Below are 23,065 nucleotides of genomic sequence, written 5' to 3' on the forward strand. Positions count from 1 at the left end.
ATTGAAAAATTTGACACCAATGGTTATTTATATTGGCAGAAAAAGAAAATCAAGCGTATAACACTACGCTTTACTGGGATTTTCAGATGTTATCAGTTTGTATCTTGGTGGTCGAGTGCTTAATTATTCGCCCAATAAACCAAAGATGCAAAAAAGTTATTGACCTATGCTAAGTCTCGAGCAATATAAAAAAGAACAAATATCTATTACTTTCCGTCAATAGGCCAAGTTGGTGGACACAATGGTAAAAAGAAAAATATGAGCAAATCCCTGGTAATTGTAGAGTCACCAGCAAAAGCAAAAACGATTAATAAGTACTTGGGTCGCCAATATGTGGTGAAATCAAGTGTCGGTCATATTCGTGATCTGCCTAGCAGTGGTAGTGCAACTAATAAAAAGAAAGCTGCGCCTGTATCAACTAAAGGATTAAGCGCAGAAGAAAAAGCCAAACTTAAGAAGGCTAAAGATAAAAAAGCGCTAGTAGCTCGAATGGGAGTGGATCCCGAGAAGGACTGGAAAGCGAATTACCAAATTCTTCCTGGCAAGGAAAAAGTAGTTAACGAGCTTAAAACTCTTGCAGAAAATGCCGACACCATCTATCTCGCAACCGATTTGGACCGCGAAGGAGAGGCCATTGCTTGGCACTTAAAAGAAATTATTGGCGGCGATGACAGTCGTTTTAAGCGAGTAGTATTTAACGAGATTACTAAATCAGCAATTAAAGACGCGTTCTCGCAGCCAAGCGAATTAAACATGGCTCGAGTGAATGCTCAGCAAGCCCGTCGATTCTTAGACCGAGTTGTGGGTTACATGGTATCGCCACTGCTTTGGAAAAAAATTGCTCGCGGATTGTCTGCTGGACGAGTTCAATCAGTAGCGGTTCGACTAGTGGTTGAAAAAGAGCGAGAAATTAAAGCTTTTGTGCCTGAAGAGTACTGGGATATTCATGCTGATCTTGCAACACAATTAGGCGAAGGCTTTCGCTTAGAAGTTGCTAAAGAAAACGGTCAGGCCTTTAAGCCTGTTAACAAACAACAATCAGAAGCGGCGGTAGCGACTTTAAAAAGCGCCAACTATCAAGTTGTTAAACGTGAAGATAAACCGACACGCTCAAAGCCAAAAGCACCTTATATTACTTCTACCTTGCAGCAAGCAGCTAGCACCCGTTTAAGTTTTGGCGTTAAACGCACCATGATGTTAGCTCAAAGGCTCTATGAAGCAGGCTACATCACCTATATGCGTACTGACTCAACAAACTTGAGTAACGACGCTGTAGAGGCTGCTAGAGGCTATATCGGCGACAATTTTGGTGATAAGTATCTACCAGACAACCCTTTACGTTATTCAAGCAAAGAAGGTGCACAAGAAGCGCACGAAGCTATTCGACCTTCAGACGTTAATGTAACCAGCACACAATTAGCCGGTGTAGATGCTGATGCGGCTAGGTTATACGATTTGATTTGGCGCCAGTTTGTGGCCTGTCAAATGACCGATGCGCAATACGATGCCACTACCGTAACGGTAAGCGCCGCTCAATTTGAATTACGCGCTAAAGGTAAAATTTTACGTTTTGATGGTTGGACAAAAGTACAACCAGTGGGTAAAGCAAGTAAAGCCGACGATGGCGTACTGCCTGCCGTTAGCCAAGGTGACAAACTTAACTTGGTTGAGCTTGATGCTAAGCAGCACTTTACCAAGCCACCGGCACGATTCAATGAAGCGTCTTTAGTTCGTGAGCTAGAGAAACGTGGCATTGGTCGTCCGTCTACTTATGCATCAATCATTTCAACCATTCAGGATCGCGGATATGTTCGCACTGAAAGCCGTCGTTTCTACGCGGAGAAGATGGGTGAAATTGTTGCTGAGCGTTTAACTGAAAGCTTCCAAGACTTAATGAACTATGACTTCACCGCCGAGATGGAAGAGCGGCTCGATGAAGTAGCTGATGGCAACATTGAGTGGAAGCAAACACTTAACGAGTTCTATAAAAACTTTAAGAAGCAGTTAACGGTTGCCGATGATGACGAAAAGGGGATGCGTAGCAATACTCCTGTTCTGACTAACATCGAGTGTCCAGATTGTGGCCGACCAATGGGTATCCGTACTGCGAGTACTGGTGTATTCCTTGGTTGTTCAGGTTATGCCTTACCACCGAAAGAACGTTGTAAGTGCACCATTAACTTGATTCCAGGTGAAGAAGCTGTAGCTGCCGATGCCGAAGAGCAAGAAACCGAAGCATTACGCGCTAAAGAACGTTGCCCAGTCTGTGGTACTGCCATGGACAGCTACCTTATTGACGAAACCCGCAAGCTGCACGTGTGTGGTAATAACCCCGATTGTGAAGGGTATGTGGTTGAGCAAGGTAGCTTTAAGATTAAAGGCTACGATGGGCCTATCGTTGAGTGTGAAAAGTGTGGCAGTGATATGCAGCTACGCACTGGCCGTTTTGGCAAGTATATGGCTTGTACTGGCGAAGACTGTAGCAACACCCGCAAGATTCTGAAAAATGGTGAAGTGGCTCCGCCGCGAGAAGATCCGGTTCACTTACCGGAATTGCCTTGTGTAAATAGCGATGCCTATTTTGTGCTTCGCGATGGTGCTTCTGGCATCTTTATGGCAGCGAGTAATTTCCCACGTTCACGTGAGACGCGAGCGCCTTTAGTGGAAGAATTGAAGCGCTTCAGAGACCGCTTACCAGAGAAGTTTTATTACTTAGCTGATGGACCAACAGAAGACCCTGATGGAGTTAAATCTTTGGTTCGATACAGCCGTAAGACTAAAGAGCAATACTTAAGCACTGAAGTTGACGGTAAACCTACCGGTTGGAGAGCGTACTTTGGCGATGGTAAATGGACCATTGAAGATAAGCGCAAAAAGCCTAAAGCCAAGAAAAAGGCTTAAGTAGATAGAACTAAAAAAAGGAAGCACTTAGCTTCCTTTTTTATTGGCTATTTTTCGATGATTAGCTGTTTAATTGTAACTGAGCCAGCTTTTTGTCCATGGTGGCTTTTAGTAGCTTATACAGCAAAATAGCGGCATCAATTTCTTCTTTACGATTGGTAAGGCTTTCTATGTTTAGCCCTAAGGGGATCCCAAGTGGCAAAACGGCTTCTAAAATCTGCACTAAGTTGTTGTAACAAATTAGGATTGATTCTTTTAGAGGTTTGTCTGCATTGAGAATGCGTAGGCTAGTAGCTTCTGGTACTGATATTCCCAGCCATTCAATAAATTCTAAGGTTTTAGCACTACCACATGGCGAGAATGTAAGAATGATGCGTTGAGGCTGTTGATTGTTTTCAGTACACTCGTGTGCGTATCGAGTTAGCATGTCGATAGTGGCTTGTGCGTTGTAAACTGCTTGGGTAACAAAGTACTGACAACCTTGAGTGGTTTTGTGAATCAACCTAGCGTGTTCATCACCTTTTTTAGCATGGCGCTCAGCGATGGTGACGCCACCTAAATAAAACTCTGGTGCATGATTTTCGATGGCTTTATAGGCATCAGCCAAACTGAGCTTAATATCGTTAGTGGCTGCTGGGCTGCCAACTAAAACTAGATCTCGGATCTCAAATTGATGCCAAGCTTCTTTTAGCCAGGCGACAAAATCTTGTTCGTTTCTTTGTGAAACACTTTTGTAAGTAATGACCGAACGTTCGCTTTTATGCATTAGTAGCTGCGCATACAAGCGTGGATCATGGGTCTGCATATAGGGAAATGGACGCGGTTTGTCGATCCGGCTGCTCTCGTCTTGAATGTCGTAAACAATTAGACCGTCGTACTCAATTTCATCTAAACGAGACAGTAATTTGTCAGCTATATCACTAACTTTTTCAATGTCGGTATTTTGTTTTGGTGGGGTGGTACCTATGAAATAAACCCCATGGAAGGGGTCGCTAGAAATCTGCTCAAGTGTTTTACGCATGTTGTGTTTGCTTTATTTATTTAGTTAGCGATATTTTCGCATAGCTTTGAGTCGCAGGTCTAACTTTCTACTTAGGCCGCGAGTTCAAAACAAATCAGTTTATGAAGGGTTTTACCACTTTTTCTTGGGCTGAAACAATACATCCAATTCGTCAGTTTCTTTCTCGGCAAGATCTTCGGCTTCTTGCTTACTAGCAGATTTGAGTTTATCGCTCATTTCTTGGTTCATACGACGCATGTCTTGTAGTTTTTGCTCTAGGTAGGCGTCACGGTCTGAAATATTGCTTAAGGCTGAGATACCTTTATTAAGCAATTGGCGAGCCGTGCCCCATTGGCGCAGCGCTTGTGCTTCTACGGCGCGTTTAAGTGCATTTTCAATGTTCACTTTTAGCTGCATTAATTCCAGTCGACGATCTTCTAGTACAAACACTTGGGTATTCAAGCGGCCTTTGGCGTGCTCTGAACGCACTACTGCGCGTATTTTTTTTATGATCTGCAACATTTGCAAAGCATCTTTATCTGTATCAGGCGCTCGAAAGGCACTGTCGCTGATGTCGCTGGCATTTTTTATCTGGGTGAGCTGGCCTTTGGTAGCGCGAATACGGTTATTTAATCCTTTAACGCTAGGATCGGTGGTTCTAATTTGATTGAGGGCCTCTAACATACGTTTGTGCAGAAGCTCTACCAATTCTTTGCTATAGGGCAAAATAGAGGAATGCAGCAGCAACTCTTCCGTTTCGTTAATAATTGCCTTTTGTTTGGCAATTGCTAAACGGCGTTCGGTTTCTTGCTTTTGTTTAAATTGTTGAACCATGTTGTAAGCGATTACTAAAAACAATAACGCGCCTACGCCAAGCAATACTAAAGTAAATACCATACTTAAACCGAAAAAATATCCTAAGTGTTTGTGCTACGGGAGATATAAACTAAAACGGCTACCACCTAAAGAGCTGCCATTTTCTAGTTTTATTTTACCTTCCTTGCCCGAATTTATATGTGCTTTAGCGATCAATTTTGCGAAAAATAAACCTAAACCGCTACGATTTTTAACAAAATTTATTTGCGAAGCTACTTCTATATTTGCCAAGTCGATAATGTCTTGTGGAAATCCATCACCATCATCATCAATTTGGATGCATAAATAGTTATCGGCTTGTTTTGCAGATATTTTAATTTGTTTTTTTGAATAGCGAAGTGCATTCACCACAATATCATTAAGTAGGTAGTCCACAAGTACGCCATCAAAGTACCAACTTAATGAAGATTCTACATCTATTTCAACATTCATTTCTGCTTGTTCGATGAATGTTTGGTTCTTGAAATAGATATCGTTGAGCAAGTCTTCTAGGTATTGCTCTTCAATGGTCATTGGCATTTGTTCTTTTTCGAAACGATAAAGCGCCAATAACTGCATCAAGCTTCCGTTTAAGCGTGACACTTCGTAATGCAAGCGCGACAGTTCTTCACTGTCTTCTCTGCCCATTTGCTTAGAGCGTAAGGCGATGGATTCTGTTGACTGAGTCAGCATACACAGCGAATTTTTCATATCGTGAACTGCAGTGGCTAAAACTGATGAAAAATCTAGCTTGTCGTTTACTGGCATGTGAAGTCCTTATAAGCACGTTGTTGCAGTGTAACCGAAGCCCAGCTTTGTCGCAAAATCAACTACTTCCAAAATACTATTAAGATTACATCGTGAGCTGGTAATAAATCTGTCATGGCATTTTGCTAGTTGTAACTTGCCAATTATAGCAAGCGAGGACGCGATGCAAGGCCTGAGTGAATTCCCGGAGATGGATCAACTGCTGAGCATCATTAAGCAGTTTCCAAATAAGCTAAAAGTAGAGTTGCTGTGCGAAGTTAAAGGCAACACAGATGCCTCTTATCCAGTTCATGCAATTAGTCTAGGTAAAGCTTCAATTGATAAACCTGGAGTGCTGTTTGTAGGTGGGGTTCACGGCGTTGAACGTATTGGTAGCCAAGTGGTATTGTCTTTTTTAGCTAGCTTGTTAAACCGTCTTGATTGGGATCTGCAATTGCAGCAGCTACTTGATGAATGCTATTTAGCTTTTATCCCAATTGTTAACCCCGGTGGCATGGTCATGCAGCGAAGATCCAATGCTAAGGGGGTTGATTTAATGCGTAACTCACCAAGTATCGCAAAAGATGGTGCGAGCTTTATGGTTGGTGGGCAACAGATAAGCAGCAAGCTACCTTGGTTTCGTGGTAACAAAGGTGAAGCCATGGAAACGGAAAACAGGGCGCTTGTAGAGTTTGTAAAAACCAAGTTGTTTCCCAGGCCCTTTAGTTTAGTGCTTGATTGCCATAGTGGCTTTGGTCACAGTGACCGCCTTTGGTTTCCTTATGCAAACTCCGCCTCACAAGCAATAGTTGATCTTGGTGTGGTCTATCGCTTACGTAAGGCTTTTTTTACTGGCTTCCCACATCAAAACTACTTGTTTGAGCCACAAACCAAACACTATGTTTGTCATGGCGACCTTTGGGACTACTGTTACGATCAATCACTAAATCATTCGGGTACTTTTGTCCCTTTAACGCTGGAGATGGGCTCGTGGCGTTGGTTAAAGAAAAACCCGCTGCAAGTGTTCAATAGCTTAGGTTTATATCATCCGATGAAACCGCACCGAGTACAGCGCGTATTAAGGCGGCATTTGGTATTAATGGAATTTTTAATGGACGCGACTTATTCATGGCAAACCTTGTTCAATGATCCACAATTGGAATTAGATAAATTGGCAGCCATTAAAAAGTGGTATTCATGAAAAAAGCTCAAAGGCCAATTGTACTGATTCGTGGTTTAGTCAGGGAGCAACGCCATTGGGGGGACTTTTCTAAGTGTCTCGAGCAAGCATTCCCAGAGCGCTCAATATTGAGTTTTGATACCCCGGGTAATGGTCAATTGTGTCACTTAAGTAGTGCCGACACGATTGCCGAAATGCGGCAAAGCTTACGCATTCAACTTAGGCTCAAAAACGCTAACATTGATTCGGTTGATATTGTTGCTATATCTTTAGGTGGCATGCTGGCGTTAGATTGGGCAACAAATTTTAGTCGTGAAGTTAATTCTTTGGTATTGATCAACTCTTCCAATGCGCAGTTCTCGCCGTTCTATAAACGCTTAAATTGGCGTATTTATCCGCATTTTTTCAGTGCAGTTTGGTCTAGAACATCCATTGAGCGTCAAACAAAAATTTTGCAATTAACCAGTAGCTTCCCTTTAAAGCACCAGCGCGTGCTGGACTCTTGGTTTAAGTGGGCAGAGCAATGCCCTGTGAGCTTAAAAAATGCTTACTTACAGCTTAAAGCTGCTGCGGCTTTTAGAGCACCAAATAAGCCCAAACAAGCTTTGCTGATTCTAAATAGCCGTAGAGACAAATTAGTGGATGCCAGTTGCAGTACCGAGCTCGCAAGACGCTGGCAAGCAGATTTTAAGCAGCATCCCACAGCAGGGCACGATCTCCCCTTAGATGCGCCACTATGGACAGTGAAGCAAATTCAGCAATGGCTTGGTGCATAAAGCTGCTAATCTTAAAATCGTAATTGGGGTTTTGGTATTTACTTAAAGGTGGATGTTTATGGCTAAATGGCTGTTTATTTTGAGCTTGTTTTCATGCTCTACGCTAGCGAATCAATTGGCCATTGAAGTTATCGAAGGCGCTTATCCAAAGCTTACTTTTCGCATAGAAGCACTTGAACAGCTTGAACTTAGGGCGCAAAACAAAGCCAGTAAAAATGACCAAGACCAGGTGTTACAGATAACTTTACCTTCAAGCTCTGCATGTATCGCTGATAACTTACAGTTGCTAAAAGGCCGCTTAATTGCTTTAGAGTTTGCTTGGGACCCAAGCATTCAGCAGCAAGTCTCTATATTAAGCCAAGGTCAATTATGGAAAGATTTACCCTATCGAGTACTTATAGCCAGTTCTAGCCCTAGCTGTAAGTTGCCAAATATTGAGCTCGACCTTCCCAGTTTGTCAGTGTTTAACGAAGGTTGGGGTAGGGTAAATGTTAGCGAGGTATCAGGCGTCGACTCTCATAACTTTTTTGTGGTGCAGCAAATTGGCAATAGTTATCAGTTTAATTTAGTTAGCCCCAATCACACTAAAGCGCAGCACTACTGGTTAAAGTTCTACGCTCAATAGCGCTGCTTTCAGCGTTTCATCAAATTGTCATATTAAATTGTGAACACTATGTTTCAATATACAACCAAAATTGCTTAGGTAGCTTTGTTTGAACCAACCGCTAATTCAAGAGCCCATCGCCAAACTAAAGAAGTTAAAACGTTATCAATATGAACGTTATGCGGTGTTGTGTCGCTTAGCTTATCCTTCGGCCATGGAAGGCATGACAGAACAACTTGATAAGTATTTGTATAAGGATGTGTTTGATCGTTGGGGACGTTCTACTACGCGCGTTCTTTGGAAGGAAAACAAAGACGAAGTAATAGTGGTGTTTCGCGGTTCAATGAATATCTTTGATTGGCTGGTGAATTTAGCCTTTATTCCACGTAAGTATCGAGTAGGGAAAGAGCATTACCATGTACATTGGGGCTATTTGCAGCTTCTCGAGCAATTAAGTTGCGATCCCAATCGAAGCAAACACAAATATACGGTTTATCAGCGTCTTGAATCTATATTGTTGCCATTGATGGAGCAGGGCAAGCGCATCTCCCTTACGGGTCATTCTTCGGGCGGTTGTATGGCAGTGCTGGTGGCCGATAGGTTAGAGAGGCAATACCCTAAAAAGGTAAAACGGGTTGTAACTTTTGGCCAGCCCGCTACGGGCCTGTGGAATTTTAAGAAACATTACAAATTACACCGTAAAACTTACCGGATATGCTGTGACTTAGATATTGTAACTTTCCTACCACCTCTGCCATTTGTATATTGGCATGTGGGCAGAATGCTGTGGTTACATGATGAAAAAATTTACGAAAACACGCCTACTTGGTATCGCTTGAGTAAATCGTTGGTAAGTTGGTTATTACTGCCGTTTACCTATCACTACATGCGTAAATATATTCGCAATAAAGATTACTTCGACGAACACTAAAGCGGGTTAATTAAGAGCCAGCGGCACTGCGATAAGACTGAACGGCGCGAATGCCTTTTTTACTCACGTTAACCACTTCTGTTCTTGGCCAGCGTCCACAGAGCAGAGTGATAAACTGCTCGTCTTCTTTGTAGTAAACATAGCGCTGACCTTGACCCAAGCTGCAGCACACGGGTTTGTCATCTAAATAACTAATGCTAACAAAACCACCTTGTGAACTGACATTGGGACACCAATCTTTTGTGGTACCACCATGGTGATTAGGTTGTTGGGCACGCAATACGGAGAGTACGTCTACGGTGTTGGCTGGGTGTGTAGAAAACCAGTTAAGGTAATCTGAAAAGCTCAAATCTTTGTCGTAAAACTTTGCCAAGGTTACCTTTTGCATTTGCAATATCGCTAAAATCATAACTAACAAAGCGATGATGAAAGGAAAAAGTATTCTATAGAACAAAGTTTGAAACATTGTGCCTGCCGTAAGTTTTGTGACCGCGGACGATTCTAACAAAAATGTGATGTATGTCTAATTATATATGTGAACAACAAAGATTCTTTATAAGCGACGGTACTAGCTTATAGACAAACTGAATTTGCAGAAGACCTTTAGTTAGTTACAGTTTTGCTAACTGGAGAGCGCAGATGTTACGCAAAATTTTGTTAATAGTTATTGTTCTAAGTCTACTAATCGCATGGTTTAGCCATGACTTAGTCCGAGCGGTATTCGAAGCAACGGCATTTGTAGCAGTGCTTGTCATGTTGGGGTGTTCCTTATTTGGAAAAGACCAAGATACTCAAAACTAAAAACTCGAGCTTAATTTCATCTAGGCCTTCTAGTAGAAAGCTTTAATGATAAGCAATGAACCTATGGCAATGCAGATCCAGAGGCTCACACCAAGTAACAATGGTTTACAACCAGCTTGCTGCAAATTTTTAGCGGTTAAGCCATAACCAATCAAAAATAAACACACACCCAACAATTGCTTCGAAATCTCAAATAAGCCTTTATATACAGCTTCAAACATTGGCACATAGTTGCTGATGAGCATGGCTATTATGTAAAAGAGAATGAAGTAGGGTATCGAAATCTTGCCATCTTTCTCTTTGAATATTACCGCGCTTAATAACGCAACGGGTATAATCCATAGAGCTCTAGCAAGCTTTACAGTAGTCGCTACACTTAGCGCTTCATCGCCATAACTAGCTGCTGCGCCCACCACTGAAGAAGTGTCATGAATAGCGATGGCTGCCCAGTAGCCAAATTGACTTTGGCTTAAATCAAATAAGTGACCGAGTAGTGGGAAAATAAAGAGGCCGCAAGCATTTAAAATGAACACAGTGGCTAAAGCCAAAGAGATTTGTTTGCTGCTGGCTTTAATCGCTGGTGAAACTGCGGCAATAGCACTACCGCCACAAATGGCGGTACCTACCGAGATTAAATAACCAGTTTTGCGCTCAATACCCAGAAGCTTAGTAGCGACTAAGCCGAGAATTAGAGTGAAAGCGATAGAACCAACGATTAAACCAAAACCATGCTGGGTGTATTCTATGGCTTGAGTGATAGAGATGCCAAAACCTAAGCCTACAACGGATATTGCCAATAAACGTTTAGTGAGCGCGCCTACATCTATGCTTTTTGGTGTTAAACCAAAGCTGGCTAAGCAAGCACCAATCACCAGCGCGCCCGGACCATTAATCAGTGGCGTGATGATGATTGAACAGAAGACAATGCACAATACATCGGCTTTGCTCATTTGTTTTAGTTTTTCTAACATTCTAAGCCCTCGGCAACTGGAGTAAGTATACGCCTTGAAAGGACTCGCTGCATGGTGATTATTTGGCGACTAAAATTAAACTTATGCCATTATCTTATTGTTTTATAGATACTATTAATTCTTATATAACTAATATTGATTATTTTAATCGATAATATTCATCAGCCTGAAAAGGCAAATTATCGGTAAAACAACTCTTCTTCTATCTGTGGTCTCATCAGTACTGTCACTCTTTTCCCTTCGGCTATCGCTTCCTCGGCGCGATGAAAATCCATGATCCCTATGTCTCCCAGTTTAGGAGAGAGCAAAATATCGGGTGGATCACCCGCCATTCGAGTCCGGGTTAAACGTTCTTGCATAATGTTAATCGAGGTAGACATTACCCCAATCATACCTGGGGAGCGATTATTGTTTGGTTGCTTAAGGTTACTAAGCATTGAATTAAGGAAATCTTTGCCGCCACCTAATAAGCGCCAAAATGGTTGCTCGTTAGCGTTGCTATCTTGCTCATTCAATTCTAACGGATGGTCTGTTAGCGCTATTCTTGATTTATCATTATTAAGGTTTACCGCAATAACGATGTCGGCACCCATTGCTCGACACAGCGAAACCGGTACCGGATTGACCACTGCGCCATCTACCAGCCATTGGTCTTTCAATCGATAGGGAGCCATTAGCCCCGGCATAGCGCACGAAGCTCTTACTGCGTCACGAACCTTGCCTTTTTGCAGCCATATCTCTTTACCTGACTCTAGCTCGGTAGCAACCGCACCAAAGGGGATAGTAAGTTGTTCAATCATATCGCTACCGATGTATTTTTCTGCGGCGTTAAACACTTTTTCTCCGGTGAGCAAACCGCCACGATAGAGGGAAAAGTCCATCAAGTTAAAAACCTGCCAACTGGAAAGGCTTAAGGCCCATTCATGTAATTTGTCTATTCGTTGGCAAGCATACGCAGCGCCAACCAATGCGCCGATGGAGCAGCCAGACACAATATGGGGGCGGATCCCCATATCTTGCAGTGCCATAATCACACCGAGGTGTGACCAACCTCTTGCTGCGCCACTTCCAAGCGCTAAACCAATTTTTAACTCACTTTTGCCAGTCATTAGCACTCCGTTCGAAGAACCTTATTTGATTAGCATTGTTGCTTAAACTTATTCAAGATCCTAGAGACTTCTAAGCTCAAATTGAGGAAGTTATCATTTTATTGATATTGCTATCTTAAAGTACATTAAGCCAAATAATAATTGCTGGTAAGTCGCTGTTTGTATTGTAAATCAAGGTAAAATTCATTGAAAACTAGCTAGTGAAGAATTTAACTAGGCGCAGCAAACTCAGTTATGTCTTATTATTAATTCTACATCTGATGAATAATTCAAAAGTTTATGAGCCCAAAGAACCCTGTTGGACGACCAAAAGGCGATAGTAAAGCCAGAGAAAAGTTGCTGGAAGCGGCAACCCAGCTCTTCGCAAAACTTGATTACGACAAAGTATCGATACGCATGATAGCTAATAAAGCGGCAGTTGATGCTGCGCTAATTCGTTATTACTTTGGCTCTAAAGCCCAGTTATTTGGAGAGATGTTAAAAAATGTCTCTAATCCGGTGTTTAATGCTTTACAGCAGGGCAAGCAAAATACCGATATAAGTGATTTAGGCAAGGTAATGCGCGGCTACTACACCACCATGGTGGAAAACCCATATTTTCCTAAACTCATATACAAATTGTCGGGCTTACCTAGAGAGCACGAAAGTGCTCAGCAACTAGAACTTATGATAAGCAACATGGGGCGGTTTAAAAGCAAAGCATTGTTTGAACAGTTGGTAAACAAAAAGGCTTTAATAGAAGGCATAGACCCAGAGATGGCGCAAATTAGCTTTCTTAGTTTGATGGTGTTTCCATTCTTAATGCCTGAGCGTTTATTGGAAGCTAATCAAATTGAATTATCGAAACAAAAATTTTTAAAACTTGCCGATCACAACGTTCAGTTGCTTGAGCGTGGATTGTTTAAATCAAAGGAACAACGTAATGCAGCTCAATAAACCTTGGTTGATTTTCCCAGGCATTGCTATTGGTATTTTTTTTCTAGTTCTCGCCATTACGACTAAAGAAGTGGCGCCATTAAATGCTCAGCATCAGTCGTCTCGATTGGTTGAAGTGACGGAACTAAAGCAACAAGCTGCAGCACCTTTGGCCATTGCTTACGGTAGAGTGGAGCCTAAAACGAGCTGGGAAGCTGTTGCAGAAGTGAGTGGCAACCTAGTTTATCGCCATCCCTTGTTAGAAGAAGGGAGATTTTTACCCAAGGGTACGCTGTTACTTAAAATTGACCCTCTTGAGTACAGCTTAAAAATGGTGCAAGCAGAGGCCAATTTAAACGCAAGCATGACTCAGCTGGCTCGTTTAACTCAAGAAGAAACCAACTTAAAAACCAGCTTAGATATTGAGCGCCAACGCGCTTTGTTGGTAGATGAAGAGTTCAAACGTAAACAAAAGCTTAAGGATCAGAACCTGATTTCTAGCTCGGAGCTAGAAAACCAAAAGCAAAATGTATTAATTCAAAATAACGTGGTTCAAGAGCTTGAGAATGCCTTGCAACTCATCCCCGATGATAAGCGAGTTGCTGAAGCACAACTCGCAGTAGAAAAAGCCAAGTTTGAAGATGCCCAGCGTCAACTTAGTAAAACGGAGATTGTGCTGCCTTTTGACGCCAAAATTGCTGAAGTAAATATTGAAACCGAACAAGTAGTTAATTTGCAATCGGTAATGGTGGTAGCGCAAAAGCTGGATGTGATGGTGGCAGACGTGCAGTTGTCACTCAATGATATGCGCCATCTAGTGAGCAGTGTACAGCATTATCAAAACGCCTTGGGCTTGCCATCTATTGACGAATTAGAATTTGAAGCATCGATAAGCCTAGTGGCTTCGGGAATAGAATATCGTTGGCCAGCCAAAGTAACCCGTGTAGCTGAGTCAGTAAGTGTTGAACAAGCCACCGTTGGCATGTTCTTAGAAGTCGCACAAGACATTGCCAGCATGGATTTAGCTCAACAAATCCCATTGACTAAGGGCATGTATGTACAAGCGACGATAAAGGGCTATCCGCAGCAACACTTTGTGGTGCCAGAAAGAGCGTTGCACGGCAGCAATATTTACCTGATGGACAGCGAAGACAAGCTGAACATTGTTCCAGTGACTGTGATATTTAGAACTGAGCAGGGTGTGGCAATCAGCGGAGATATTAGCAGTGGTGAGCAGCTGATTCTTAATGATCTTATTCCAGCGGTAGAGGGGATGAGCCTGCGAGTAGAGGAAGCGCCAAATGCTTAATTTCTTTATTCGCCATCCTACCTTAGCAAACTTGGTTATGGTGAGTTTTCTGCTGCTTGGCTTCAGTAGTTTAGGCACCTTGAAGCGAGAAACCTTTCCTGAATTTACTAACCCTTTCATTATCGCAACTGTGGTTTATCCCGGCGCTTCACCCAGTGAAGTAGAGGAAAGCTTATGTATGCGTATGGAAGATGCTGTAGATGGTTTATCGAGCATCGAAGAAACCCGTTGTGAAGCGGTTGAAGGGCTAGGCTCACTAGTAGTGAAACTTGACGGTAACGCCGACGTTGGCCGAATGTTGGTGGATATTCAAACTGAAATCAACGCCATTAAGGATTTTCCTGAGCAAATTGAACCGCCAGTGGTTAAAGAAATGGACTGGGCGGAACCCGTTGTAGATATTGCCATTAGCGCGCCAGCGTCTTGGCCTGATTTGAAAGCCTACGCCGAAGAGCTTAAACAAAGCCTAAAGGTAGATTACGGCGTGGCCATGGTGAGCGTGAGTGGTTTCTCAGATCATCAGTTGCGGGTTGAATTAGATCAAACAGCGCTGCGCAGGTTAAACCTAAGCGTTAATGACGTTGCCAATACCATTAGCCAGCAAAACATTAATTTGCCGGCCGGGACCATAGAGCTTACAGATAAAAACTTATTGATTCGTTTTGATCAACGTAAGCGTGATCCTCTTGCCTTAGCTAAAACGGTAATTGCATCAGATAACAATGGCAGCGTGGTGTACTTGGGAGATATCGCCAGCATCAGCGACAGGTTTGAATTAGATGAAGAGAAAATACTGTTCAACAACCTTCCTTCTGCAGTACTCAAAATTAGCAAAAATAAAGCCGATGATGCCTTGCGCATCAAACAATCGGTACAGCAGTTTGTCGACGACCAAAGGCTTATTAGCCCTGAGGGGGTGAGCTTAACCCTCACCAATGACATGTCTTCGCTATTAAGCGATCGCTTAAACATGATGCTTAAGAATGGTTGGCAAGGGATTATCTTGGTGTTTTTGAGTATGTGGCTGTTTTTCTCGTTGCGATACTCGTTCTGGATAGCTGCAGGCTTACCGGTTGCCTTTATGGGTGGTTTGTTCCTGATGTCGGTATTTGGGCTGTCGATAAATATTATGACGCTGGTAGGCCTACTTATGGCTATTGGCATCATGATGGATGATGCGATTGTTATTGCGGAATCGATTGCCGCTCACCTAGAGCGAGGGCTAAGCGCCGACCAAGCAGTGGTTAAAGGGGTTAAAAAAGCTGCGCCTGGGGTTATCTCGTCGTTCTTCACCACAATTTTTGTATTGGGTAGTTTAATGTGGTTAGACGGGCAAATGGGTGCAGTATTAAGCGTGGTGCCCATGGCTTTGTTATTAGTACTTTGCATTAGCTTGGTAGAAGCGTTTTTGATCCTGCCTAACCACCTTCGTCATACCTTGCAGCATCAGGGTATTGAAAGGCCCACAAGTGGCTTTAAAGCAAAATTTCTAAATGCTTTCGAAAGTTTTCGACTAAATAAACTTGTTCCAGCCGTTACCTTCATAGTGAAGTGGCGTTACATTTCACTTGGTGCAACTTTGGGCTTGTTGCTGTTGTCGTTCTCTTTGGTGATTAGCGGATTGGTAAAATTCACCGCCTTTCCAGAATTAGACGGTGACATCGCAGAAGCCAGAATTATTCTGCCGCCAGGCTCAAGTTTAAGCCAAACCGAAGCCTTAGTGACGGAAATTGTTAATGCAGCGCAGCTGGTTGGGAAAGAGTTCACCAACAATAACAACGAGCCGCAAACGCTGATCCACGATATAACCGCGCAATACAATTTTAATGCTGATGCCGGAGAGTCAGGCCCTCACGTGGCTACCGTGCGCCTAGATCTGCTTTCTGCAGAGGTCCGCAATAGTTACATAGAAGATTTCATTGCTGCTTGGCGGGAACAGGTAGGTGATCAAGCATTACCTTTAGCTTTAGCTTTTACCCAACCGACAATGGGCCCAGCTGGGCGGGCGATTGAAGTGCGTTTACAACACTCCAATCTTGATACTTTAAAATCTGCATCGGTTGAGCTGCAGGCTTACCTAGGTAAGTTCCAAGGTGTGAACAGCATTCTAGATGACATGCGCCCTGGTAAAGAAGAGGTAGTGATTTCACTTCGAGGAGGGGCGGAGTCGTTTATGGTTAACGGCCAAATGGTGGCGGAACAACTTCGTGCTTCTTACCAAGGTACCATAGCTGATGAGTTTCAGATTGGCCCAGAGAATATGCAAATTGATGTAAGGTTAAACAAGCAACAGTCCGGAAGCTTACAAGCATTAGCTAACTTTCCGATTGTGCTGGCCGATGGCCAACAAGTACCTTTATCGTCCATCGCAAACATTGAGTATCAACGGGCTTATGTGCGTATCCAGCGCATTAATAGCTTGCGTACAGTAACGGTAATGGCTGATGTCGATACCCGGGTAGCGAATACCAATGAAGTGATGCAATTGGTACAAGGGAGTTATCTGCCTGAGCTTCAGAAGCAGTTTCCTGGTTTGCGTGTTGATTTTGAAGGAGAGGCTAAAGAAAGTGCCAAAGTAGGGGCTTCATTAAGTAAAAGTTTTGCCATTGGTATTTTTGGGGTTTTTGCTATTTTGAGCTTCCAGTTTAGAAGTTATTTAGAGCCAGTGGTGGTGCTTACGGTTATTCCCATGGCCTTAATAGGCGTATTGTGGGGCCACTTTTTGTTAGGCCATAACTTAAGCATGCCGTCTATTTTGGGCTTTATTTCCTTAGCGGGCATTGTAACAAATGACTCTATATTGCTGGTGCAGTATATCCGGCACCACTTGGATGAAGGGGATGACGTTTATCAGGCTGTTGTTAACGCAAGCAAAGAGCGTTTTAGAGCGGTGTTTTTAACCTCCTTAACCACTGCTGCCGGCTTGCTTCCGCTTTTACTCGAAACCAGCTTACAGGCTCAAGTTGTGCAGCCTATCGTGGTGTCGATAGTGTTTGGTATTATTGCTTCTACCATGATGGTGTTGTTTATTATTCCAGCAGCCTATGCGGTACTGGCCGATTGGAATTTAGTACACAAACATCAATCGTTGTAGAGGGACTAAGGCTTAAAACGGGTGAGCTATTAATAAGCTGTTTGCAGCCAATTGTTAGCGAATTCTCAGACAAATTAACTGTAAAAGACTGGATGTATATCCAGTCTTTAGGTTAAGCTAAGCGCAGTTAGTTTAGGAGTCTATGCAGTGATCGCTACCATTAAAGGTACCTTAGAAGAAAAAGTCCCACCGTTTGTTTTAATTGACGTAGCCGGAGTAGGCTACGAGATTCAATTACCCATGAACTGTTTTTATCAATTACCTGAACTGGGTGAGTCTGTGCGCTTGTTAACTCACTTTATTGTGCGAGAAGATGCCCAGTTGCTTTATGGTTTTCATGATAAGGCTTCTCGCTCCTTATTTAGAGAATTGATCAAGGTAAATGGTATTGGTCCTAAAGTAGCCTTAGCCATACTATCGGGCTTAAGTTGTGAGCAGTTTGTGTTTGCCGTTAAACATGAAGACTTATCAAGCTTAGTAAAAGTGCCTGGCATCGGTAAGAAAACTGCTGAACGCTTGCTAGTCGAAATGAAAGACCGCTTGAAAAACTGGAACGTAGAACTTCCAGAAACGCCAATAAGTGATAGCCTAAGTAGCCATGGAGATTTACCCTTACACGCAAGTGTAGATCCTAAAGATGAAGCTACCGCAGCGCTAGAGTCTTTGGGTTACAAAGGTAACCAAGCAGATAAGTTGGTTAAACTAGTGTGGACCAATGGCATGAGCAGTGAAGAGCTGATCAGAGAAGCCTTAAAAGCGGCACTGTAACAAAGGTATTTTAGATGATTGAAGCTGACCGTTTAGTAGCAGCCACGCCAATAGTAGAAGAAGAAACAGTTGATCGCGCGATTAGGCCCAAAAAGCTTGAAGATTACACTGGTCAACAAGCGGTTGTAGAACAGTTAGAAATATTTATTGAAGCCGCTCGCCGTCGTGATGATGCCCTAGACCATTTACTTATATTTGGCCCGCCCGGCTTAGGTAAAACTACTTTGGCTAACATTGTGGCCAACGAGCTAGACGTAAATATTAAAACTACTTCTGGACCGGTGTTAGAAAAAGCCGGTGATTTAGCGGCGCTACTAACCAATCTAGAACCAGGCGATGTATTGTTTATTGATGAGATCCACCGTTTAAGTGCCGTGGTAGAAGAAGTGCTTTACCCTGCCATGGAAGATTATCAGTTGGATATTATGATAGGCGAGGGCCCTGCGGCGCGGTCAATTAAGCTAGACTTACCACCGTTTACCCTTATCGGTGCAACCACCCGCGCAGGTATGCTTACTTCTCCTTTACGTGACCGTTTTGGCATTGTGCAACGCTTAGAGTTTTACAAAACTAAGGACTTAGCCGATATCGTTAAACGAAGTGCCCATTATCTTAATTTAGACTTAGATGAAGAAGGCGCTTGGGAAGTAGCAAAACGTTCCCGAGGCACTCCTCGTATTGCAAATCGTTTGTTACGTAGGGTACGCGATTTTGCAGATGTTAAGTTCGACGGAAAGGTGACTCAGAAGATTGCAGCCCAAGCTCTTGATTTGCTTAGTGTAGACAGTGCAGGCTTTGACTACATGGATACCAAGTTGCTTAAAGCGATTACCGAGACTTTTGCTGGTGGCCCGGTGGGTTTAGACAACTTGGCAGCTGCAATTGGCGAAGATAAAGAAACCATAGAAGATGTGCTTGAACCATTCTTAATTCAACAGGGTTTTTTGCAACGCACTCCTCGTGGGCGTATCGCTAGTGATAAAGCCTATTTACACCTCGGTTTAGACCTTCCTAAACGATAAAAACGCTGTCGTTTAATAACGACAGCATTGCTAAAAAATAGGCTTAAAGTGTTTAATTTTAAGCCGTTATCTCAGTTTTCTTTGTCAATTATCTAAATTAAGTGTTTAGAGTCTTAACCTTGGGCACCAGCCTGTGTATAGTAATTTGTAATTATATATTTGGGATAGATGTAATGTCGGTTTTAGCTGTTCGGGTTTACTACGAAGATACCGATGCTGGCGGGGTTGTTTATCATGCCAACCACATAAAGTACTTCGAACGGGGCCGTACAGAGTGGCTTCGTGACTTAGGCTATGATCAAGACGTACTAATGAAACAAGATTTATGTTTTGTGGTGCGTTCGCTAAATATTGACTACAAACTTCCTGCTTTATTCAATCAAATGCTCTCGGTGGAAACCACCATCGAAAAAATGAAGAGAGCCAGTTTGGTGTTTGAACAAACCATTAGAAATGCTGATCAACAAGTCATCGCCCACGGAACGGTCACTGTAGCTTGTGTCACATTGTCATCAATGAAGGCCACGGCCATTCCTGAAACATTAAAAGAGGATTTACTCGGTGCACTCTGATATGTCATTTATCGGCTTGTTTTGGCAGGCGAGTCTATTAGTTAAGTTTGTAATGTTATTGCTAGTGAGTATGTCTGTTTATTCGTGGGCAATGATCATTAACCGTAATCGAGTATTAAAAGCAGCTAAAACCGCCAGTGATGCTTTTGAACAAAAGTTTTGGTCCGGTGTCGACCTTAACAAGCTTTATCAAGAGAGCAATGCCCGCGCAGACCACCTGCAAGGAATGGAGCAAATTTTCCATTCAGGCTTTCGTGAGTATGTGCGTTTACATAAAACCAGTGGCCGCAGCGCCGACGCGGTAATGGATGGTACGTATCGTAGTATGCGTGTGTCGCTATCTCGCGAAGTTGAATCCTTAGAAAACCAATTGCCTATGCTGGCCACCATTGGTTCGATTAGCCCATACATTGGCTTATTTGGTACCGTATGGGGGATTATGAATGCCTTTATCGCTCTAGGTGAAGTGCAGCAGGCCAGCTTAAACATGGTTGCTCCAGGTATTGCAGAAGCCTTAATTGCAACAGCGATGGGATTATTTGCAGCTATTCCAGCGGTAATTGCCTTTAACCGCTTTTCAACGGGTGTTGCTAAGCTTGAGCATGGTTACGCCAACTTCATGGAAGAATTCTCTAGCATTTTACACCGCCAAACTCATAGCGGTAGTAACTAAGAGGAGCTAGCGTGAATCATTATCAACGTCCTAAACGACGTTTAGTTGCCGAGATTAACGTAGTACCGTACATCGATGTGATGTTGGTATTGCTGATCATATTTATGGTAACAGCGCCGCTTATTACCCAAGGGGTAAAAGTTGACCTTCCGCAAGCCAGCGCAGAAGCAATGCCAGAAGACAGTAAACCGCCTTTAGTTGCCACCGTGACAGAAAGTGGCCAGTACTATCTAGATACTGGCGAAGATAACAACTCTACTAATCAATCTCTTTCGGGTGATGACTTAAAAGCAGTGGTGATGGCGCATTTGCAATTAGATCCAGACTTACCGGTGGTTGTGCGTGGTGATAAAAACGTGCGCTACGAGCAAGTGATTAACTTGATGGTATTACTGCAAAGTGCCGGTGTGCCTTCTGTGGGTTTAATGACTCAGCCAGACGAAAATTAAAATAGGAATAGCATTGAAGTCGCCTTTTAGCTTATCCATTGTAATTTCAATACTGTTGCATGCAGTGCTATTTGTCGCCTTGGTTTGGTCGGTTGATTTTGAGCGCGTTAAATTAGAACCAACTCCTAGTGCTCCTATTATCAATGCTACTGCTGTAGATATTAACCAGGTGACAAAGCAAGTTGAACGGATTAAACAGCAACAGAAAGATAAAGCCAAACAAGAACAACAACGGATTGCTAAAGCTGAAAAAGAAGCCGAGCAAGCACGCAAAAAGCGTTTAGCTGAAGAGAAGCGCATTAAGCAGTTAGAGCTAGAAAAACGTCAACAAGAAGATGCTAAACGTAAAGCCGATGAACAAGCGCGCCGAGCTAAAGAAAAACAAAAGCTTGAGCAACAAAAAGCCGCTAAAGCCGAAGCAGAACGTATAAAGAAAGAAGAACAACGCAAAGTAGCGGAAGCTGCTGCAGTGGCTGCTGAAGCTGAGCGAGTACGTAAACTTGAAGAGCAACGCAAAGCAGAGCAAGCGGCTAAAGAAGCCGAAGAAGCTGCTCGTAAGGCTGAAGAGCTACGTAAACGTAAAGAAGAAGAAGCCCGAATTGCAAAAGAGAAAGCAGCCAAAGCGGAAGCAGAGCGCAAACGCCAAGCTGAAATTGCTCGCCAAGAGGCTGAGTTTGAACGCTCAATGCAGGCAGAAATGGCAGCAGAAGCAAACTCTCGTCATCAACGCCAAGTGCTAAGTGAAGTTGATAAATATCGAGCCTTGATTATGTCGACAATTCAACGAAACTGGTTGATAGAACCAAGTATGCTTGGTAAACAGTGCCAAATACAATTAACCTTGGCATCTAGTGGATTTGTTACCAATATTGGCAATGGTAAAGGGGACGCAGCCGTTTGTGACTCGGCACGCAGAGCAATCAAAAAGGCTGTATCTTTACCCGTTTCAAAAGATCCTGATGTATTCGAAAAAATGAAAAATATTACTTTAACTCTTAAACCGGAATAGCTGTGATGATTAAAAAATTCTTAGTGAGTGTGGGCTTATTGTTTGCATTTATGAATGTTGCTCAAGCTAACCTAGAAATTGTAATCACGGAAGGCGTAGATAGTGCACGGCCTGTTGGTGTTGTGCCATTTGTTTGGAAGGGACATGGAAACGTTCCGCTAGATTTAGCAAAAGTGGTGGCTGATGACTTACGTCGTTCGGGTAAATTTAACCCGGTGACCGTTAGCGAGATGCCGCAAACACCTCAAACAGCCGAACAAGTAGATTATGAAGCTTGGGCTGCCTTAGGTGTAGAAGCCGTGTTACTTGGCAATGTAGAAGCTTTAGATGGCGGAAAGTATAAAGTCAGCTATTCACTTGTAGATGTGCTGCGCGGTCAGGTAACTGCGGGCAACAAGCAAGAGTTAAAAGACGGCCAGTTAGTCACTAGCCAAGATCATGTGCTGTTAGACCGTTTTAAAAGTGTCGCTAAAGCGCAGCTTCGTCAAATGGCGCACTTAATCTCGGACGGTGTTTATCAAGCTTTAACTGGTGAGCGTGGTGCATTTTTAACCCGTATTGCTTATGTAGTGGTTAATAACGAAGCCAATTACCCTTATCAATTAAGAATTGCAGACTACGATGGGCATAATGAAAAAACCTTGCTACGTTCACAAGAGCCATTAATGTCGCCTTCTTGGTCGCCAGATGGTCGCCAACTAGCTTACGTAAGTTTTGAAAACCGCACAGCAGAGATTTACATACAAGATATTTATACGTCGCAGCGAACAAAGCTAACTTCATTTACTGGTATTAACGGCGCTCCTGAGTGGTCTCCTGACGGTAAACGTATCGCTTTAGTGTTGTCTAAAGACGGTCAACCTGACATTTACGTAATCGATGTAGAAACTAAAAAGTTACAACGCATTACCAAAAATCGCCGTATTGATACCGAGCCAACGTGGTTGCCAAATGGTAACAATGAGCTGTTATTCTCTTCGGAGCGCGGTGGTAAACCACAAATTTACAAAGTGAATATCGATACCAATAAAGTTAACCGAGTAACCTGGGAAGGGGAAATGAACTTGGGTGGCTCTGTCACCCCCGATGGTTCGGCCTTGGTAATGGTTAGCAGAGTTAATGGGCAATACCGAATTGCTCGACAAGATTTTGATACTGGCTACGTGCAAGTATTGACTAGGACTCAACTGGACGAGTCTCCTACTATTGCACCCAATGGCAGTATGATTATGTACAGTACGGTAGCAGGTGGGCGCCAAGTTTTAGCATTGGTATCCATGGATGGAAGATTTAAAGCGACTTTACCAGCTAAAGAGGGCAGTGTAAGAGCCCCTGCTTGGTCACCCTTCTTAAACTAACAAAAACTATGTGATCATAAG

22 protein-coding genes are annotated in these 23,065 nt (G+C 43.0%); 16 read left to right on the forward strand and 6 right to left on the reverse strand.

Annotation, left to right across the window (positions count from 1 at the left end):
- The first annotated feature begins 258 nt into the window (after positions 1-258).
- On the forward strand, positions 259-2,901 hold the full coding sequence (gene topA, locus K5609_RS10075) for a type I DNA topoisomerase (RefSeq protein ID WP_221077036.1): 2,643 nt from the start codon (positions 259-261) through the stop codon (positions 2,899-2,901).
- Positions 2,902-2,962: 61 nt separating this feature from the next.
- Here the strand turns inward: topA and K5609_RS10080 are convergent, their stop codons facing one another.
- The 3 genes from K5609_RS10080 to K5609_RS10090 all read right to left on the reverse strand — a co-directional run bounded on the left by K5609_RS10080 (position 2,963) and on the right by K5609_RS10090 (position 5,524).
- Positions 2,963-3,922 (reverse strand): methylenetetrahydrofolate reductase, encoded by a 960-nt coding sequence (locus K5609_RS10080; RefSeq protein ID WP_221077037.1) that lies wholly within the window; start codon positions 3,920-3,922, stop codon positions 2,963-2,965.
- A 111-nt stretch (positions 3,923-4,033) separates the two neighbouring features.
- The gene (locus tag K5609_RS10085; protein WP_221077038.1) at positions 4,034-4,798 is read right to left on the reverse strand and encodes a DNA repair protein; all 765 of its coding nucleotides are present in this window, start codon (positions 4,796-4,798) and stop codon (positions 4,034-4,036) included.
- A gap of 33 nt (positions 4,799-4,831) precedes the next feature.
- The gene (locus tag K5609_RS10090; protein WP_221077039.1) at positions 4,832-5,524 is read right to left on the reverse strand and encodes a sensor histidine kinase; all 693 of its coding nucleotides are present in this window, start codon (positions 5,522-5,524) and stop codon (positions 4,832-4,834) included.
- A 163-nt stretch (positions 5,525-5,687) separates the two neighbouring features.
- Between K5609_RS10090 and K5609_RS10095 the strand changes: the two genes are divergently transcribed.
- The 4 genes from K5609_RS10095 to K5609_RS10110 all read left to right on the forward strand — a co-directional run bounded on the left by K5609_RS10095 (position 5,688) and on the right by K5609_RS10110 (position 8,994).
- Complete coding sequence (locus tag K5609_RS10095) at positions 5,688-6,704, forward strand: DUF2817 domain-containing protein (RefSeq protein WP_221077040.1); 1,017 nt, start codon at positions 5,688-5,690, stop codon at positions 6,702-6,704.
- Entirely contained in the window at positions 6,701-7,459 is a 759-nt protein-coding gene (locus K5609_RS10100) for an alpha/beta fold hydrolase (protein ID WP_221077041.1), read from the forward strand. Before K5609_RS10095 ends, K5609_RS10100 begins: the two co-directional genes overlap by 4 nt.
- Positions 7,460-7,517: 58 nt before the next feature.
- Positions 7,518-8,084 carry a hypothetical protein gene (locus tag K5609_RS10105; RefSeq protein ID WP_221077042.1) on the forward strand — a complete coding sequence of 189 codons (567 nt, stop codon included), beginning with the start codon at positions 7,518-7,520 and terminating at the stop codon, positions 8,082-8,084.
- An 88-nt stretch (positions 8,085-8,172) separates the two neighbouring features.
- Positions 8,173-8,994: a lipase family protein gene (locus tag K5609_RS10110; RefSeq protein WP_221077043.1), complete on the forward strand. Its 822-nt coding sequence runs from the start codon at positions 8,173-8,175 to the stop codon at positions 8,992-8,994.
- Between the two features lie 10 nt (positions 8,995-9,004).
- On the opposite strand, the gene K5609_RS10115 is transcribed toward K5609_RS10110, so the two are convergent.
- Complete coding sequence (locus K5609_RS10115; RefSeq protein WP_221077044.1) at positions 9,005-9,382, reverse strand: hypothetical protein; 378 nt, start codon at positions 9,380-9,382, stop codon at positions 9,005-9,007.
- 251 nt (positions 9,383-9,633) lie between these two features.
- On the opposite strand from K5609_RS10115, the gene K5609_RS10120 reads away from it, so the two are divergent.
- A complete protein-coding gene (locus K5609_RS10120; RefSeq protein WP_221077045.1) occupies positions 9,634-9,795 on the forward strand; it encodes a hypothetical protein in 162 nt (53 codons plus the stop codon).
- A 29-nt stretch (positions 9,796-9,824) separates the two neighbouring features.
- Here the strand turns inward: K5609_RS10120 and K5609_RS10125 are convergent, their stop codons facing one another.
- Together K5609_RS10125 and rssA are read right to left on the reverse strand one after the other, a co-directional pair.
- Positions 9,825-10,766: a YeiH family protein gene (locus K5609_RS10125; RefSeq protein ID WP_221077046.1), complete on the reverse strand. Its 942-nt coding sequence runs from the start codon at positions 10,764-10,766 to the stop codon at positions 9,825-9,827.
- Between the two features lie 179 nt (positions 10,767-10,945).
- On the reverse strand, positions 10,946-11,875 hold the full coding sequence (rssA, locus tag K5609_RS10130; protein WP_221077047.1) for a patatin-like phospholipase RssA: 930 nt from the start codon (positions 11,873-11,875) through the stop codon (positions 10,946-10,948).
- A gap of 279 nt (positions 11,876-12,154) precedes the next feature.
- On the opposite strand from rssA, the gene K5609_RS10135 reads away from it, so the two are divergent.
- From K5609_RS10135 to tolB, 10 genes are all read left to right on the forward strand, one after another.
- Positions 12,155-12,811: a TetR/AcrR family transcriptional regulator gene (locus K5609_RS10135; protein ID WP_221077048.1), complete on the forward strand. Its 657-nt coding sequence runs from the start codon at positions 12,155-12,157 to the stop codon at positions 12,809-12,811.
- On the forward strand, positions 12,798-14,099 hold the full coding sequence (locus K5609_RS10140) for an efflux RND transporter periplasmic adaptor subunit (protein ID WP_221077049.1): 1,302 nt from the start codon (positions 12,798-12,800) through the stop codon (positions 14,097-14,099). The genes K5609_RS10135 and K5609_RS10140 overlap by 14 nt, the downstream gene beginning before the upstream one ends.
- Positions 14,092-17,193 (forward strand): efflux RND transporter permease subunit, encoded by a 3,102-nt coding sequence (locus K5609_RS10145; RefSeq protein ID WP_221077050.1) that lies wholly within the window; start codon positions 14,092-14,094, stop codon positions 17,191-17,193. The genes K5609_RS10140 and K5609_RS10145 overlap by 8 nt, the downstream gene beginning before the upstream one ends.
- A gap of 147 nt (positions 17,194-17,340) precedes the next feature.
- A complete protein-coding gene (gene ruvA, locus K5609_RS10150; protein ID WP_221077051.1) occupies positions 17,341-17,961 on the forward strand; it encodes a Holliday junction branch migration protein RuvA in 621 nt (206 codons plus the stop codon).
- Between the two features lie 14 nt (positions 17,962-17,975).
- On the forward strand, positions 17,976-18,983 hold the full coding sequence (ruvB, locus tag K5609_RS10155) for a Holliday junction branch migration DNA helicase RuvB (RefSeq protein ID WP_221077052.1): 1,008 nt from the start codon (positions 17,976-17,978) through the stop codon (positions 18,981-18,983).
- 173 nt (positions 18,984-19,156) lie between these two features.
- Positions 19,157-19,555 carry a tol-pal system-associated acyl-CoA thioesterase gene (ybgC, locus tag K5609_RS10160; RefSeq protein WP_163134960.1) on the forward strand — a complete coding sequence of 133 codons (399 nt, stop codon included), beginning with the start codon at positions 19,157-19,159 and terminating at the stop codon, positions 19,553-19,555.
- Positions 19,545-20,228: a protein TolQ gene (gene tolQ, locus K5609_RS10165; RefSeq protein ID WP_016403012.1), complete on the forward strand. Its 684-nt coding sequence runs from the start codon at positions 19,545-19,547 to the stop codon at positions 20,226-20,228. Before ybgC ends, tolQ begins: the two co-directional genes overlap by 11 nt.
- 11 nt (positions 20,229-20,239) lie before the next feature.
- Positions 20,240-20,677: a protein TolR gene (gene tolR / locus K5609_RS10170; RefSeq protein WP_221077053.1), complete on the forward strand. Its 438-nt coding sequence runs from the start codon at positions 20,240-20,242 to the stop codon at positions 20,675-20,677.
- Between the two features lie 13 nt (positions 20,678-20,690).
- Positions 20,691-21,686 (forward strand): cell envelope integrity protein TolA, encoded by a 996-nt coding sequence (tolA, locus tag K5609_RS10175; RefSeq protein ID WP_221077054.1) that lies wholly within the window; start codon positions 20,691-20,693, stop codon positions 21,684-21,686.
- Between the two features lie 8 nt (positions 21,687-21,694).
- The gene (tolB, locus tag K5609_RS10180; RefSeq protein WP_425514836.1) at positions 21,695-23,044 is read left to right on the forward strand and encodes a Tol-Pal system beta propeller repeat protein TolB; all 1,350 of its coding nucleotides are present in this window, start codon (positions 21,695-21,697) and stop codon (positions 23,042-23,044) included.
- Positions 23,045-23,065 lie beyond the last annotated feature (21 nt).

The organism is Agarivorans aestuarii (genome assembly GCF_019670125.1).
GTDB classification, from domain to species: domain Bacteria; phylum Pseudomonadota; class Gammaproteobacteria; order Enterobacterales; family Celerinatantimonadaceae; genus Agarivorans; species Agarivorans aestuarii.

Bases quoted from the DNA above. Each gene is read 5' to 3' on its own strand.
- K5609_RS10085 (WP_221077038.1), bottom strand. From the start codon at position 4,798: ATGGTATTTACTTTAGTATTGCTTGGCGTAGGCGCGTTATTGTTTTTA.
- K5609_RS10125 (WP_221077046.1), bottom strand. From the start codon at position 10,766: ATGTTAGAAAAACTAAAACAAATGAGCAAAGCCGATGTATTGTGCATT.
- K5609_RS10135 (WP_221077048.1), top strand. From the start codon at position 12,155: ATGAGCCCAAAGAACCCTGTTGGACGACCAAAAGGCGATAGTAAAGCC.
- K5609_RS10140 (WP_221077049.1), top strand. From the start codon at position 12,798: ATGCAGCTCAATAAACCTTGGTTGATTTTCCCAGGCATTGCTATTGGT.
- rssA (WP_221077047.1), bottom strand. From the start codon at position 11,875: ATGACTGGCAAAAGTGAGTTAAAAATTGGTTTAGCGCTTGGAAGTGGC.
- K5609_RS10100 (WP_221077041.1), top strand. From the start codon at position 6,701: ATGAAAAAAGCTCAAAGGCCAATTGTACTGATTCGTGGTTTAGTCAGG.
- topA (WP_221077036.1), top strand. From the start codon at position 259: ATGAGCAAATCCCTGGTAATTGTAGAGTCACCAGCAAAAGCAAAAACG.
- K5609_RS10145 (WP_221077050.1), top strand. From the start codon at position 14,092: ATGCTTAATTTCTTTATTCGCCATCCTACCTTAGCAAACTTGGTTATG.
- K5609_RS10115 (WP_221077044.1), bottom strand. From the start codon at position 9,382: ATGCAAAAGGTAACCTTGGCAAAGTTTTACGACAAAGATTTGAGCTTT.
- ybgC (WP_163134960.1), top strand. From the start codon at position 19,157: ATGTCGGTTTTAGCTGTTCGGGTTTACTACGAAGATACCGATGCTGGC.
- K5609_RS10105 (WP_221077042.1), top strand. From the start codon at position 7,518: ATGGCTAAATGGCTGTTTATTTTGAGCTTGTTTTCATGCTCTACGCTA.
- K5609_RS10120 (WP_221077045.1), top strand. From the start codon at position 9,634: ATGTTACGCAAAATTTTGTTAATAGTTATTGTTCTAAGTCTACTAATC.
- ruvB (WP_221077052.1), top strand. From the start codon at position 17,976: ATGATTGAAGCTGACCGTTTAGTAGCAGCCACGCCAATAGTAGAAGAA.
- K5609_RS10090 (WP_221077039.1), bottom strand. From the start codon at position 5,524: ATGCCAGTAAACGACAAGCTAGATTTTTCATCAGTTTTAGCCACTGCA.
- K5609_RS10095 (WP_221077040.1), top strand. From the start codon at position 5,688: ATGCAAGGCCTGAGTGAATTCCCGGAGATGGATCAACTGCTGAGCATC.
- K5609_RS10080 (WP_221077037.1), bottom strand. From the start codon at position 3,922: ATGCGTAAAACACTTGAGCAGATTTCTAGCGACCCCTTCCATGGGGTT.